The sequence below is a fragment of the Mycobacterium sp. NGS17 genome, assembly GCF_059813205.1.
In genome coordinates this window covers 48,797-65,504 of the sequence record NZ_JCALED010000005.1, presented here as the reverse complement: position 1 = coordinate 65,504, position 16,708 = coordinate 48,797, and the positions used below count along the sequence as shown (strand labels likewise).

General features: G+C 71.0%; 5 protein-coding genes. All 5 read right to left on the bottom strand.

The genetic code is table 11. From position 1 onward, the window contains the following. Positions 1-2: 2 nt before the first annotated feature. Positions 3-6,350, bottom strand: coding sequence for an SDR family NAD(P)-dependent oxidoreductase (locus AC5Y7E_RS12755; RefSeq protein ID WP_499949242.1), 6,348 nt, complete (start codon positions 6,348-6,350; stop codon positions 3-5). Positions 6,351-6,369: 19 nt separating this feature from the next. Then, positions 6,370-12,753: an SDR family NAD(P)-dependent oxidoreductase gene (locus tag AC5Y7E_RS12750; RefSeq protein WP_499949240.1), complete on the bottom strand. Its 6,384-nt coding sequence runs from the start codon at positions 12,751-12,753 to the stop codon at positions 6,370-6,372. A gap of 130 nt (positions 12,754-12,883) precedes the next feature. Beyond that, positions 12,884-13,945, bottom strand: coding sequence for a type III polyketide synthase (locus AC5Y7E_RS12745; protein WP_499949238.1), 1,062 nt, complete (start codon positions 13,943-13,945; stop codon positions 12,884-12,886). 111 nt (positions 13,946-14,056) lie between these two features. Beyond that, positions 14,057-15,475, bottom strand: a complete 1,419-nt coding sequence (gene argH, locus AC5Y7E_RS12740) for an argininosuccinate lyase (protein WP_499949236.1) — start codon at positions 15,473-15,475, stop codon at positions 14,057-14,059. A 25-nt stretch (positions 15,476-15,500) separates the two neighbouring features. After that, complete coding sequence (locus tag AC5Y7E_RS12735; protein ID WP_499949235.1) at positions 15,501-16,697, bottom strand: argininosuccinate synthase; 1,197 nt, start codon at positions 16,695-16,697, stop codon at positions 15,501-15,503. Positions 16,698-16,708 lie beyond the last annotated feature (11 nt).

Here is a 16,708-nt window from a genome sequence, read left to right as displayed (position 1 = left end):
GATCAGGGGCCGACTTCATCGTCGAGGATTGCGAAAAGCTGGCTCTCGGTGGCGGTGGAGATGTCGTCGTCGAACGCGTCCTCGGGGGCCGGCAGGAGCGGCGCGGGTGACGCCACCGCCACGCCGCCCAACAGGCCTTCCAGCCGGGCGATGACCTGCGCCTTGTCGCCGGGACTCAGATCGGCCTGGTTGAGCAGCGCCTGCAGCTCTCGGGCGATGTCGTTGAAGCGGGTCATGCGATCGGGCGTCGTGACAGTCGCCCCTTCCGGGGCACTGGTGGCCAGCTGGGTCTCGAGGTGTTCGGCAAGCGCGCCCGGCGTGGGCTGGTCGAAGATCAGCGTGGGCGAAAGGGTAAGCCCGGTGGCGATTTTCAGCCGGTTGCGCAGTTCGACGGCGGTCAGCGAGTCAAAGCCGAGGTCGCCGAACGCATCGTCGGCGTTGACGTCCGCGGTGCTGTGGCCCAGTACCGCGGCCGCGTTGCTGCAGACCAGTTCGACCAATTCGCTGTGCCGCTGTTCGGGGGTCATGCCCTCCAGGCGCGCCCGCAGGCCCGTCAGGGACACCATGTCGGTGTGTTCCAGGACGCGACGCGCCGGCCGGGCGGCCAACTGGCTCAGCAACGGCGGCAGCGTGTCGCTGTGGTGGGCCAGCGCTCCCCTGTCCAGTCGGGTGCCCACCACCATGGGGTGTTCGGTCAGCAGCGCAGCGTCCAGCAGGTCCAGCGCCTGCCGAGTGGACAACGCGCTCAGACCGGCCCGGGTCATCCTGGCCTTGTCACGCTCACCGAGGTGTCGGGTCATCGTGGAGGTCTCCTCCCACATCCCCCACGCCACCGACAGGCCCGGCAGGCCGTGGGCGCGGCGATGCGCCGCCAGCGCGTCGAGGAAGCTGTTGGCCGCGGCGTAATTGGCTTGGCCCGGCGCGCCCACGATGCCCGCCATCGACGAAAACGCCACGAACGCAGACAAATCCAGCTCTTTGGTGAGCTCGTGCAGGTTCCAGGCGCCATCCACTTTGGCCCGCAACACCGTGTCGATGCGCGCGGGCGTCAGCGACGCGATCACCGCGTCGTCGAGCACGCCGGCCGCGTGGAACACCGACCGCAGCGGGTATCGTTCCGGCACTTGTGCCAGCAACGCCGCGACGGCGTCGCGGTCGCCGACATCGCACGCCACTACCGCCACCGAGGCTCCCGCCTCGCGCAATTCGGCGGCGAGCCCGGAGATGCCGTCGGCGCGTTCACCGCTGCGGCTGACCAGCATCACGTGGGGCACCCGGTGCCGCCCGACGAGGTGCCGCGCCACCGCAGAACCCGCCATGCCGGTGCCGCCGGTGATCAGCGCGGTGCCGCCGGCCAGCCCGGCGGGCCCGTCCGGCATGGTGAGCACGACCTTGCCGATGTGGCGGGCCTGGCTGACGAACCGGTAGGCGTCGGCGGCGCTGCGGGCGTCGAAAACCTTGACGGGCAACGGCGCCAGGACACCCGCCGCGAACAGCCCCATCAATTCCGCCAGCATCTCGGCGATGCGGTCCGGGCCGGCCTCCATCAGATCGAACGCGCGATACATCACCCCGGGGTGCGCCGATGCGACGGCATCCGGGTCACGCAGATCGGTCTTGCCCATCTCGATGAAGCGCCCGCCGGGCCCCAGCAGACGCAGCGACGCGTCGTTGAACTCCCCGGCCAGGGAGTTGAGCACCACGTCCACGCCGGCGGCGAATTTCTGTTCGAAATCCAGCGTCCGGGAATCGGCGATGTGCGCATCGTCGAATCCCATGGCGCGCAACGTGTCCCACTTACCCTGGCTGGCGGTCGCGAACACCTCCGCGCCCCAGTGCCGGGCCAGCTGCACCGCCGCCATGCCCACGCCGCCGGTGGCGGCGTGCACCAGAACTCGCTGCCCTGCCCGCAAGCCCGCCAGCACCGACAGCCCGTAATAGGCCGTCAAGAACACCACCGGCACGGCCGCGGCCTGAGCCGTCGACCAGCCCTGCGGCGCCCGGGTCACCAAGCGGCGATCCACCACTGCCTCGGAGCCGGCCAGCCCGAAGATCCCCATGACCGCGTCCCCGACGGCCACATCCGTCACGCCCGCGCCGAGTTCGGTGACGATTCCCGCGCCCTCGGCGCCCAGCTGCGCGGCCCCCGGGTACATGTTCAGCGCCACCAGCACGTCGCGGAAGTTCACCCCGGCCGCGCCGACCGCCACCCGCACCTGACCGGCCTGCAACGGCGCCGGCCCGGTCTCCTGCACCGCCAGATCCTCGAGCGTTCCGGCGTCGCCGGCGGCCAGCCGCCACACCGACGGCGGGTCGGGCAGCTGCAGCAGGGGTCGCCGGTCGGCCGGTTTCAGCCGGGCGCTGTAGGCCACACCCGCGCGCACCATCAATTGCGGCTCACCACAACCGATCACCGTTGCGACATCGAGTGTGCCGTCGGTGTCGACCAACACGACGCGGCCCGGGTTCTCGGCCTGGGCGGACCGCGTCAGCCCCCACACCGCGGCGCCGGCCAGGTCCGCGACGTCCTCGCCCGTCAGGCTCACCGCCCCGCGGGTCACCACCGCCAGGACGCCGGCCGCCTCACCTGTCAGCCAGGGTTGCAGCGCGCCCAGTGCCTGGTGGGTCGCGGCGTAGACGGAGCGCACCGTGCCCGAGCCCGTGGCCGGTAGCTCCCAGACGGTGAACTTCTCCCCAAGGTCGTCGCCGGGCAGCGGGACCGGCGACCACACCACCTCGAGCAGTTCCCCGCTGCCGGAGCGGGCCGCCACGGCCGCGGTCAGCTGATCGGCCGACACGGGGCGCGTCACCAGCGCGCCCACCGACAAGACGGGCAGCCCGGACGAGTCGGCCAGCTCGACCGACACGGCACCCGAACCGACCTGCGCCAGCCTGACCCGAACCCGCGATGCGCCGGCCGCATTCAAACTCACTTGCTGCCACGAGAACGGCAACACTGTCTCGACCTGCGCGTCGGACACTCCCAGCGCGTGCAGCGCCGCATCCAGCACCACCGGATGGATGCCGAAGCCACCGGTCGACACTCCGGCCTGGTGCGACAGCTCCACCTCGGCGAAAGTCTCGGTCCCCCTTCGCCAGACGGCCCGCAACCCCCGAAAGGCGGGTCCATATCCGTAGCCCCGGGCGGCCAGGCCGTCGTACGCACCGGTCACATCCACCGGGTCCGCACCCGGCGGCGGCCACACCGACAGGTCGGCGCCCGGCGCGGGTGCACCGTCGCTCAGCACGCCTTCGGCGTGCAGCACCCAATCGGATTGCGCGGCACGCGAATACACCGCGACCGAACGCGTTCCGGCCTCGCCGGCGGCGGCTACGACCACCTGGAGGTGCACCACACCGGCCGCCGGCACCGACAGCGGCGCGGACAGCGTCAACTCCTCGATCACCGAGCAGCCGGCCTCGTCGCCGGCCCGCAACGCCAACTCGACGAAGCCGGCCCCCGGAAACAGCACCGTGCCGGCGACCGCGTGGTCGGCCAGCCACGGCTGAGCGGCCAGCGAAAGCCGGCCCGTCAACACCACGCCGCCGGAATCCGGGCGGTCCACCACCGCGCCCAACAGCGCGTGCTCGGCCTCGGCCAAACCCAGGCTGGCGATGTTGGCCGAGCCCACCGAATCGCTGGATAGCCAAAAGTGGCGCCGCACAAAGGCATACGTCGGCAGCTCGACGCGCCGGGCGTTGGAGTCGGCGAAGGCCGCGGCCCACCGCACCTCGGTCCCGGCCGTGAACAGCTGGCCGGCCGCCCGCAGCAGCGACTCCACTTCGGGGCGCCCCTTGGCCATGGTCACCACCGAGGCCGCGCGGTCGGTCGTCAGGGATTGCTCCACCGCGGACGTCAACGCCGCGCCCGGACCCACCTCCAGGAAGACACCGGCACCCAGGGATTCGGCCACCCGCACCCCGTCGACGAATCGCACCGGCTGGCGCACGTGGTCGACCCAGTACCCGGTGGACCCGTAGCCGGGGCCGGCCAGCTGCCCGGTCAGGTTGGACACCAACGCGATTCGCGGCTCGCCCGCCGCCACGCCGTCGGCCACCGCCGCGAAGTCCCGCGTCATCGGCTCCATCAGCGGCGAGTGAAACGCGTGCGAGACCGCCAGCCGGTGCACCCTGGCGCCGGCGGCCGCCAGCCGGTCCGCGATCGCCGTCACCGCGGATTTTTCGCCGGAGAGCACCAGCGATCGCGGGCCGTTCACCGCGGCGATGCTCACCGCGCCGTTGAGCAACGGGGCCACCTCCGCTTCCGTCGCGGTCACCGCGACCATCACGCCGCCGGCGGGCAGCGCGGCCATCAACCGGCCGCGCGCCGCCACCAGCCGTGCCGCATCGGGCAGCGACAGCGCCCCGGCCACGTGCGCCGCGGCGATCTCGCCGACCGAATGGCCGATCACCACGTCCGGTGTCACACCGAAGGACTGCCACAACGCGGCCAACGCGACTTCCAGGACGAACAACGCCGGCTGGGCAAACTCGGTGCTCTGCAACAACTCCGGGTCGCTGCCCCACATCACCTCGCGCAGGGGTAACCGCGCATGGGCGTCGACCGCCGCGACGGCTTCGTCGAAAGCGCGGGCGAATACGGGAAATCGCCCGTACAGCTCGGCGCCCATCCCGAGCGACTGCGAGCCCTGGCCCGGGAACACGAACACCCGCTGGCCCACCGACCGAGTCCGGCCGACCAGCGCGCCCGCGTCCGGCCGCCCGGACGCCAGCCCCGCCAACCCCGCCGCCAGGGTCTCGCGGTCGGCGCCCAGCAGCACCGCCCGATGCTCGAAGGCCGCCCGGGTGGTCGCCAGCGACACACCCACGTCGACCGGCCGCACGCCCGCATCGGCGTCGAGCCGATCCAGCAGTCGCTGCGCCTGACCGGCAAGGGCTTCGGGCGAGCGCGCCGAAATCACCCACGGGATAACCGGATTCGCATCGTCAGGCGCAGGCTCCGGGACCGGTTCGGAAGGCGCTTGCTCGACGATCACGTGCGCGTTGGTGCCGCTGATCCCGAACGACGACACGCCCGCCCGCCGTATCCCGCCGTGCTCCGGCCACGGCCGCGGCTCGGTCAACAGCGACACCGCCCCGGCCGACCAATCCACGTGCGGTGACGGGATATCCACGTGCAGCGTCTTGGGCAGCACCCCGTGCCGGATCGCCTGCACCATCTTGATCACCCCGGCCACACCCGCCGCGGCCGAGGTGTGCCCGATGTTGGATTTGATCGAGCCCAACCACAGCGGCCGGTCCGCGGGACGTTCCTGCCCGTAGGTCGCCAGCAGGGCCTGGGCCTCGATGGGATCCCCGAGCACCGTTCCGGTTCCGTGGCCCTCGACCGCATCCACGTCCGCCGCCGCCAGTCCGGCGTTGGCCAGCGCCGCCCGGATCACCCGCTGCTGTGAGGGCCCGTTGGGAGCGGTCAACCCGTTGGACGCGCCGTCCTGATTCACCGCCGTGCCGCGCAGCACGGCCAAGACGGGATGGCCAAGGCGCCGCGCGTCGGCCAGCCGTTCCAGCACCAGCACACCCGCGCCCTCCGACCACGAAGTCCCGTCCGCCGCACCGGCGTACACCTTGCAGCGACCGTCGGGGGCCAGCGCGCGCTGGCGGCTGAACTCGACGAAGGCCGCGGGCGTGGCCATGACGGTCACCCCGCCGGCCAGCGCCAAATCGCACTCCCCGGACCGCAGCGACTGCGCGGCCAGATGCATGGAGACCAACGACGACGAACACGCGGTGTCCACCGACACGGCCGGGCCTTCCAGGCCCAACACATAGGACACCCGGCCCGAGGTCACGCTCAGCGTCGAACCGGTCAGCCCGTAGCCCTCGAGCTCTCCCTTCACCTCGCCGCCATAGCCGGCGTGAATGACCCCCGCGAACACCCCGGTCGCCGAGCCCCGCAACGCGAACGGGTCAATGCCCGCGCGCTCCAACGCTTCCCAGCAGATCTCCAGCATCACCCGCTGCTGGGGATCCATGGCGAGCGCCTCGCTGGGCCCGATGCCGAAGAAACCGGCGTCGAAGTCGCCCGCGCCCTGCAGGAAGCTGCCCTGGCGGGTGTACATCTTCCCCTTGCTATCGGGGTCGGGGTCGTACAACCCCTCGACGTCCCAGCCACGGTCGGCGGGGAAATCCGACACCGTGTCGCGGCCCTCGAGCACCAGTTGCCACAAGTCTTCTGGCGATTGGACGCCACCGGCGTAGCGGCACGCCATGCCCACCACGGCGACGGGCTCGGAAAGCCGGTCTTCCAATTCCGCGACGCGCCGCCGGGTCCGCCTGAGATCCGCCGTGAGGCGTTTCAGGTAGTCGACGTGCTGCGTGGTGCCCGGCATCGTTGCTCCTTGTGGGGTGTCAGCGGCCGAGTTCTTCATCGAGGATCGCAAAGAGTTGGCTTTCGGTGGCGGCGGCGAGGTCGTCGTCGAGGTGTTCGGCGTCGGAATGATCGTCCGGGCCGAGCGCGGCGAGCAGGTTGTGAATGCGGGCGCGCAGCACCGACTTGTCGTCGGCGGTCCAGTTCGGGGCGCCGAGCAGCGCCTGCAGTTCCCGGGTTATGTCGTTGAAGCGACTCAGGCTCGGCTGATCGACGGCGCCGGCGGTGCCGGCCAGTTGGGTGTCCAGCTGCGTCGCCAGCACGGCAGGCGTCGGGTAGTCGAATATCAAAGTCGGTGAAAGGGTAAGGCCCGTCGCGTTTTTGAGGCGGTTCCGCAGTTCGACCGCGGTCAGTGAATCAAACCCCAATTCCTGGAAGGCGCGGCCGGCGTCGATGTCCGCCGGATTGGGCACGCCCAGCACCATCGCCGCGTTGCCGCAAACCAGGTCGACCAGCTCGCGCTGCCGTGCCTCGGGAGTCAGGCCGTGCAGACGCGCCGATAGCCCGCTCGTCGAGGCGGTGACGTCCGTGTCGTCGATGACGCGCCGGGCCGGCGCGGCCACGAGTTCCCGCAGCAGTCCAGGCAGCGCGGCGGCGTTCTCGGCCAGGGCGGCCCGGTCCACCCGGGCGGCAACCAGCACCGGCCTGTCGACCAGCATCGCGGCGTCGAAGGCCGCCAGCGCCTGTTCGGTGGACAGCGGTGCCAACCCGATCCTGCTCATCCGGGCCTTGTCGCGATCGCCGAGGTGCGCGGTCATCGCGGAGGCCTGCTCCCACAGGCCCCAGGCCAGCGACAGTCCCGGAAGTCCGTGGGCGCGCCGGTAGGCGGCCAGCCCATCGAGGAAACTGTTGGCCGCCGCGTAGTTGGCCTGGCCCGGGGTCCCCACGATCCCGGCCATCGACGAAAACACCACGAACGCCGAGAGATCCAGGTGCCGGGTGAGCTCGTGCAGGTTCCAGGCCCCGTCGACCTTGGCGCGCAGCACCGCGTCCACCCGATCCGGGGTCAGCGACGAGATCAACCCATCGTCGAGAATGCCCGCGGCATGCACGATTCCGCGCAGCGGATACTGCGCCGGTATCTCGGCCAGCATCGCCGACGCCGCTTCGCGGTCCGCGACATCGCAGGCCACCACCGACACCTGCGCGCCGGCCTCCCGCAGTTCGGCCACCAGTTCGGCGACCCCGGCGGCCCCGGCGCCGGCGCGGCTGACCAACACCACGTGGGCCACCCCGTAGCGGTCAACGAGGTGGCGGGCCAGCGCCGAACCGGCCATTCCGGTGCCACCGGTGATCACCACGCTGGCCCCCGCCAGCCCGCCACCGCAGCCGCTGAGCGCTGCGCCTGGCCCCGACGGGACGGTCAGCGCGACCTTGCCGATGTGACGCGCCTGGCTGACATATCGATAGGACGCCGAGGCGCAGCGAACGTCAAAGGTCTTCAACGGCAACGGTTTCACGACGCCTTCGCCCAACAGTTCCACGATCTCGGTCAGCATGGCCGCCGTGCGCTCGGGGCCGGCCTCCATCAGGTCGAACGCCCGATACCGCGCGCCCCGATACTGGGCGGCGACGGCGTGCGGATCGCGCACGTCGGTCTTACCCATCTCGATGAATCGGCCGCCGGGAGCCAACAGCCGCAGCGACGCGTCGGTGAGCTCGCCGGCCAGGGAGTTGAGCACGACGTCGAACCCGGCGCCGCCGGTGGCCGACGCGAATTTCGCCTCGAAATCCGTCGTGCGCGAATCGCCGATGTGGTCGTCCTCGAAACCCATCGCGCGCAGTGTGTCCCACTTGCCGCGGCTGGCGGTGACGAACACCTCGGCGCCCCAGTGCCTTGCGAGCTGTACCGCGGCCATGCCCACCCCGCCGGTGGCGGTGTGCACCAGGACCCGTTCGCCGGCGCGCAGCTCGCCCAGGACCGACAGCCCGTACAGCGCCGTCAGGAAGACCACCGGCACCCCCGCCGCCGCGACCAGCGACAGTCCCGGCGGCACCGGTGTCACCACCCGCTGATCCACCACCGCCTCGGAACCGACGACCCCCAGCAAGCCCATCACCGCGTCGCCGACGGCCAGACCGGTCACGCCGGGCCCCGCCTCGACGACCACGCCGGAGCCCTCGGCCCCCAGCTGCCCGCCCCCCGGGTACATGCCCAGAGCCACCAGGACATCCCGGAAGTTCACCCCGACCGCGGCCACCGCCACCCGCACCTGCCCGCCGGTCAATTCGGTTCGCGGGCAAGAGCTTACGACCAGATCCTCCAGCGTTCCCTCCCCGCCGGCATCCAGCCGCCAGACCGCGTCGGGCAGCCCGACGGCGGAGCGCACCGGGCGCAACCGAGCCGCATACGCCACACCCTGCCGGATCACGACTTGCGGCTCGCCACAATCGATCACCGCGCGGGCGTCGATCGAGCCGTCGGAGTCGATCAGCACCATCCGCCCCGGGTGCTCGGCTTGCGCGGAGCGCACCAGGCCCCACACCGCGGCGCCGGCCAGATCCGAAACATCCTCCCCGGCAAGGGCGACCGCGCCGCGCGTCCGCACGGCCAGCATCGCGCCGCTTTCGTCGCGCACATGAGACTGCAGCGCCGCCAATATCTCGGTGGCCGCGGCGTGCACCGCCTTCACGACGTCGCCCCCGTGATCGCCGAGTTCCCACACCGAGGCCTCGGCGCCACCGGCGCCGCCGCCCAGCGCGATCGGCGACCACGTCACGTCGAACAATCCCTCGAAGCGCTGCGCGGGAGCCGCCGTCAACTGCTCGGCCGAGACCGGACGCATGGCCAGCGATCGCACGGTCAGCACCGGGAGCCCTGTCCCGTCGGCCAATTCCACCGAGACCGAGCCGGCGCCGGCCGGTGCGATGCGGACCCGCGCGCGCGACGCACCCGATGCGTGCAACGACACACCCTGCCACGAGAACGGCAACACGGTCTGATCCTGCTCGGTGGCGACGCCGACCGCATGCAGCGCGGCATCCAGGAGCACGGGGTGCACTCCGAAGCCGCCGTCCTGGGCGCCGGCCTCGGGCACCGCGACTTCGGCGAAGACCTCCTCGCCGCGCCGCCACACGGCCCGCAGACCCTTGAAGGCGTCGCCGTATCCGTAGCCCCGCTGCGCCAGCCGCGCATAGGCCCCGGCGACGTCCACCGCGGTCGCCCCGGCGGGCGGCCATACCGAAAGCTCCGCGGCCGGCGTCACCGTGCCGGGCCGCAACGCCCCCTGGGCATGCAACACCCAGTCCGAATCCGGCTGGGCGCCAGCGGAATACACCGACAACCGCCGCGCGCCCGACTCGTCGGCCGCGCCGACCACCAGTTGTACCCGCACACCCTCGGCGGCCGGCAACAGCAGCGGAGCCGACAGGGTCAGCTCGTCGAGCACCGCGGCGCCGACCTCGTCGCCCGCGCGGATGGCCAACTCGACGAATCCGGCCCCCGGGAACAACACGGTCTCGCCCACCGCGTGATCGGCCAGCCACGGATGGTCCGCCGTCGACAACCGGCCCGTCAGCACCACACCGCCGGAATCGGGCCGCGGTACCACGGCGCCGAGCAATCCGTGCTCGGCGGCGGCCAGCCCCAAGGTGGTGACGTCTTGCGAGCCCGTCGCACCACCGGGAAGCCAAAAGTGTTGGCGGACAAACCCATACGTCGGCAGGTCGACGACCCGGCCACCCAGGCCGGCCATCGCGGCGCGCCAGTCCACGGCCACGCCCGCGACGTGGGCTTGGGCGACCGAGAGCCAGAAGCGGTCCAGGCCACCGTCATCGCGGCCGAGTGAGGGGATGACGCACCCCCGCTCGCCGTCGGGCGTGGTTTCTTCGATGGCGGCCATCAGCACCGGATGCGGGCTGCATTCGATGAACGTGCTATTGCCCGCGTCGCACGCGCTGCGCACCGCGCGCTCGAATTGCACGGTGCGCCTGATGCTTTGGAACCAGTAGTCGGCGTCCAGGCGCGCGGTGTCCATCGGTTCGCCGGTGACCGTGGAGAAGAAGGCGACCGCGGCGGACCGCGGCTCGAGGCCGTGCAGCGCCTCGGCGAGGGGCTCGCGAATCGCGTCCACCTGCGCGGAATGCGATGCGTAGTCGACGTCGATCCGGCGGGCACGGAGATTCTCGGCTTCGCACCGTTGCATCAGTTCGCCCAGTGCGTCCACCTCGCCGGACACCACCACCGCCGCAACACCGTTGACTGTCGCGATATTCAGTCGTTCGCCCCAACCGGCGATCAGCTGCTCGGCGCGCGCCAGACTGCACGCCAACGAGACCATGCCGCCGCGGCCCGACAACCGCACCAGCAGCCGGCTGCGCAGCGCGACCACCCGGGCGGCGTCCTGAAGCGACAGCGCCCCCGCCACATAAGCCGCCGCGATCTCGCCCTGCGAATGGCCGATCACCGCATCGGGGACCACTCCCACCGAGCGCCACAGTTCGGCCAGCGACACCATCACCGCCCACAGCGCCGGCTGCACCACGTCCACCCGGTCCAATCCGGGTGCGCCCGGGGCACCGCGGATCACGTCGATCAGCGACCAGTCGACGTAGTCGGACAGCGCGTCAGCGCAGCGCCGCAGGTGCTCGGCGAACACCGTTGAACTGTCCAGCAATTGAGCGCCCATGCCGGCCCACTGCGACCCTTGGCCGGGGAACACGAACACCGTCTTGCCCACCGGCTGCGCCCGGCCCGTCACCAGGCCCGCACCCTGTTCACCGCCCGCCAACGCCGTCAGCCCACGCAGCAACTGCGCGCCGTCGGCGCCCACGACGACCGCCCGGTGCTCGAAGCTCGACCGCGTCGCGATCAGCGACCAGCCCACGTCCAACACCCGCACCCCGGGATCGGCCTTCACCCGGGCCAGCAGGCGCGCGGCCTGATTCGCCAGCGCCTCGCCCGAGCGGGCCGAGAGCACCCACGGCACCACCACGTCATCATTTGGGCGCGTGCCGATTTCCCGCTCCGGGACATACTGCTCCACGATGACGTGCGCATTGGTGCCGCTGATGCCGAACGAGGAGACACCCGCGCGGCGCGGCCGGTCCACCGCCGGCCAGGGCAGCTGCTCCGTCAGCAGCGACACCGCCCCGGCGGTCCAATCCACGTGCGGCGTCGGCTCATCCACGTGCAGCGTCTTGGGCATCACGCCGTGGCGGATCGCCTGCACCATCTTGATCACCCCGCCGGCACCCGCGGCCGCCGAGGTATGGCCCATGTTCGATTTGATCGATCCCAGCCGCAGCGGCCGATCCGCCGGACGGTCCTGCCCGTAGGTCGCCAGCACCGCTTGGGCCTCAATGGGATCGCCGAGCGTGGTGCCGGTGCCGTGGCCCTCGACCAGATCGACGTCGGCCGTGCCCAGCCGCGCATCGGCCAGCGCCGCCCGGATCACCCGTTGCTGCGACGGCCCGTTGGGCGTCGCCAGGCCGTTGGACGCGCCGTCCTGATTCACCGCGGACCCGCGTATCACGGCCAGTACCGGATGCCCGTGCCGCCGGGCGTCGGACAGCCGCTCCAGCACCAGCACACCGACGCCTTCGGAGAACCCGGTGCCGTCGGCGGCACCCGCATAGGCCTTGCACCGGCCGTCGGCGGCCAGGGCGCGTTGCCGGCTGAACTCGATGAACATCGCCGGTGTGGCCATCACCGTCACTCCGCCGGCCAGCGCCAGATCGCATTCGCCGCCACGCAACGACTGCGCCGCCAAGTGCAGGGCCACCAGCGACGACGAACACGCCGTGTCCACCGACACGGCCGGCCCCTCGAACCCCAGCGAATAGGCCACCCGGCCCGAGGCCACGCTCAAAGTCGAGCCGCGCAGGCCGTATCGCTCCAGGTGTCCCGGGACCCGTCCCTGCCCCCCGTAGGAGCCGTGGAATATCCCGGCGAACACGCCGGTCGCCGACCCGCGCAGGGTGGCGGGGTCGATGCCGGCCCGCTCCAGCGCCTCCCAGGACACCTCGAGCAGCAGCCGCTGTTGCGGGTCCATGGCCAGCGCCTCGCTGGGGGCTATCCCGAAGAACGCCGCGTCGAAATCCGCGACGTCCGAGAGGAACCCGCCGCACCGCGCGTAGGACTTGCCCACGGCATCGGGATCCGCATCGAACAAACCCGTCAAGTTCCAGCCACGGTCCGCCGGGAACTCCGAGACCACATCGCGGCCGTCGACCACCATCTGCCACAACGCCTCCGGTGAGTCCACGCCGCCCGGGTACCGGCAGCCCATGCCGACCACCGCCACCGGTTCGGTCGCTCGTTCGGCTAACAAGCCAAGATATTCGCGGTTCTCGCGCTTGAGCCGCTCGGTTTCTTTCAGCGATTGGCGAAGAGCCTTGATCAGCTCTTCGGTGTTGCCGTTCATCGAAGGCGGCCTCTCGTGTCACTCACAGCGATACTCCCGCGACGGGCCTGTCCCACGCCGGCCCGCATCCCCTCGCCAAACTTTCAAGCCCAAGAAGCGACGCCTTGCGGTAGAAGTGCACGGGCCAAAATCAGTGCCAACGCAACAACACCAATTCGGAACAGAACCCTGGACCCATCGCGAGCATCAGGCCGGGGCTTCCACTCGCCGGCGGCTTGGCCATGGTGTCGCGCAGCACATGCAACACCGACGCCGACGAGAGGTTGCCGATCTCGCCGAGCGAACGCCAGGTCAGTTCGAGTGCCTCCGGCGGCAGGCCGAGTGCAGAGTTGATGGCCTCGATGACCTTGGGGCCGCCGGGGTGGCTCACGAAGGCGCCGATGTCGCCCGTGGTCAAGCCGTGCGCGGCGAGGAACTGCGTGACATCGGCTTCGATGTACTGCTCGACGACGGCCGCGACGTCCTTGGACAGCACCAGCTCGAAGCCGGTGGCGCCCACGTCGAAGCCCATGGTGCGCAGCGAGTCGGGGTACAGGTGGCTGCGCGAGTCGAGGATGGTGGGCCCGCTCGGCGCCAGTTGTTCGGCACGCCGCTCGCCGACGGCCACCACCGCCGCGGCGCCGTCGGCGAACAGGGCGCTGCCGACCAGGCCGGCCAGCGACGGGGTGTAGCCGGGATAGGTCAGCGAGCAGAGCTCGACGGAGATCAGGGCGGCCACGGCGTCGGGTGCGCCGCGCAGATAGTCGTTCACGCGGGCCACGCCCGCGGCGCCGGCGACACACCCGAGGCCGAACAGCGGCACCCGGCGCACGTCGTCGCGCAGGCCGAGTTGCGCGGCGATCCGGGCGTCCACGGAGGGCACGCTGAGGCCGGTGACGGTGGTGGTGATGAGCACGTCGACGTCCCGCGGCCGCAGCCCCGCCTCGTCGAGGGCGCCGGACAGCGCTTCGCAGCCCAGTTTCACGGCGTGCTCGGTGAAGATCCGGTTCGCCGTGCCGAAGTCGGTCAGCGCGGGGTACTGCTCCAGCGGCAGCACCAGGTGGCGGCTGCCGACCTTGGAGCTGGCATGCAGCTGCCGGACGATGTCTTCGTAGCCCTCGAACTCCGGGATGCTCACGAAGAAGTCGGTGAGCTCGCGCTGCGAGTATCGGTGCGGCGGCAACGCACCGAAGACGCCGGCGACGACGCTCATCGTTCTTCCACCCCTTGATGACGAGGACCCGGCCCCAAATGTTCAAGCCGATCGCTGTGAGGCCGAAGTCTAGTCTGCCTGTCACGGCCCGTCAGGGAAAACAAGCCCATCTCAATCGTCGTCGCGCAGCTGGCTTTTGAGCCTATCGGCGCTGGCCAGGACGGCTTCGATCTGCTCGGCGACCCGATCCGGCGCGGTGCCGCCTCGCGCGTCGCGCGACGACACCGAGCCCTCGATCGTCAGCACCTCACGGACCTGTGGCGTGAGATCGGGGCTGATGGCGGCCAATTCGTCGTCGGTCAGCTCGTCGAGTCCGACGGCCCGCCGCTCCGCGGCGCGCACCGCGGCCCCGGCGGCCTCGTGCGCGGAGCGGAACGGCACCCCCTGTCGCACCAGCCATTCGGCGATGTCGGTGGCCAGCGTGTAGCCGGCCGGGGCCAGGGCGGCCATCCGCTCGACGTCGAAGGTCAGGCTGCGCAGCAGCCCGGCCATCGCCGGCAACACCAGTTCCAGCTGGGCGACGGAATCGAACACCGGTTCCTTGTCTTCCTGCAGGTCGCGGTTGTAGGCGAGCGGCTGGGCCTTCAGCGTGGCCAGCAGGCCGGTCAGGTTCCCGATCAGCCGGCCGGACTTGCCCCGCGCGAGCTCGGCGATGTCGGGGTTCTTCTTCTGCGGCATGATCGAGCTGCCGGTCGACCACGAATCGTGCAGGGTGACGTAGCCGAATTCCGTCGAGCTCCACAGGATGACGTCCTCGGCCAGGCGGGACAGGTCGACACCGATCATGGCGAACACGAACGCGGCCTCCGCGGCGAAATCCCGGGCGGCCGTCGCGTCGATCGAGTTGTCGGCCGCGGCGGTGAAACCGAGCTCCGCCGCGATCGCGTCGGGATCCAGGCCCAGCGACGAGCCGGCCAGCGCGCCCGAGCCGTACGGGGACACCCCGGCGCGCCTGTCGAAGTCGACGATCCGGTCGACGTCGCGCAGCAGCGGGTGGGCGTGCGCCAGCAGGTGGTGGGCCAACAGCACCGGCTGCGCGGACTGCAGATGGGTCTTACCCGGCATGATGGCGCCGGGGTGGGCGGCGGCTTGGGCGGCCAGCGCGGCGACGACGTCCAGCGCCCCGGCGGCGACCCGGCGCACCGCGTCGCGCAGCCACATCCGGAACAGCGTGGCCACCTGGTCGTTGCGCGACCGGCCGGCGCGCAGGCGGCCGCCGAGGTCGGGTCCGACCCGGTCGATCAGCCCGCGTTCCAGCGCCCCGTGCACGTCTTCGTCGGTGACCAGCGGCGCGAAGCTGCCGTCGGCGACGTCCGAGGCGAGCTGGTCCAGGCCGGCCAGCAACCCGTCGCGCTGCTCTTCGTTCAGCAGCCCGGCCCGGAACAGGATCACGGTGTGCGCCCGCGAGGCGACGATGTCGTAGGGGGCCAGCACCCAGTCGAAGTGGGTGGACTTGCTCAGCGCGGCCAGCGCATCCGCCGGGCCGTCGGCGAACCGCCCACCCCACAGCGACCCCTCGCGAGTGCTCACGTTCTCGCGCCTCGCGGAGAGACGGTCACTGTTGGTCCCGGCGGGACGCGATCTTCGACGACAGCCCGTGCACGTAGACGAAACCCTTTGCGGCCGACTGGTCGAAGCTGTCGCCCTCGTCGTAGGTGGCCAGGTTGAAGTCGTACAGGGATTCGGCGCTGCGCCGGCCGTTGACCGCGATGTGGCCGCCGTGCAACACCATGCGCACCTCACCCGAGACGTGCTCCTGGGTCTTGGCGACGAAGCTCTCGAGGGCGTCCTTGAGCGGCGAGTACCACAACCCGTCGTACACCAGCTCGGCCCAACGCTGATCGGTGTGCCGCTTGAACCGGCCCAATTCCCGCTCCAGCGTGACGTGTTCGAGCTCGGTGTGCGCGGTGATGAGCACCATGGCGCCGGGCGCCTCGTAGATCTCGCGGCTCTTGATGCCCACCAGCCGGTCCTCGACCACGTCGAGGCGGCCGACGCCCTGGGCGCCCGCGCGGGTGTTGAGTTCCTCGATGGCGCCCAGCACCGAGACGCGCTTGCCGTCGATCGTCACCGGCACGCCGCGCTCGAACCCGACGATCACCTCGTCGGGCGTGCTCCAGTTCAGCGTGGGGTCCTCGGTGTAGGCGTACACGTCCTTGGTCGGCGCGTTCCACAGATGTTCCAGGAAACCCGTTTCCACCGCACGACCCCACACGTTCTGGTCGATGGAGAACGGCGAGCGCTTGGTCACGTTGATCGGGATAGCGTTCTCTTCGGCGAACGCGATCGCCTTCTCCCGCGTCCACGCGTAATCACGAACCGGCGCCAGCACCTCGAGATCCGGTGCCAGCGAACCGAATCCGACCTCGAACCGGACCTGGTCGTTGCCCTTGCCGGTGCAGCCGTGGGCGACGATGCTGCCGCCGTGCTCGCGCGCCGCCGCCACCAGGTGCTTGACGATCAGCGGCCGGCTGATCGCCGACACCAGCGGGTAGCGGTCCATGTAGAGGGCGTTGGACAGGATCGTGGGCAGGCAGTACTCGTCGGCGAACTCGTCGCGGGCGTCGACGACGACGGCTTCCACCGCGCCGCAGTCCAGGGCCCGCTGGCGAATGACCTCCATGTCTTCGCCGCCCTGGCCGAGGTCGATCGCCACCGCTACGACCTCACGGCCGGTCTCCTTGCCGATCCAGCTGATGGCCACCGAGGTGTCCAGACCGCCGGAATACGCCAGGATGACGCGTTCTGACATAAATCTCCTTA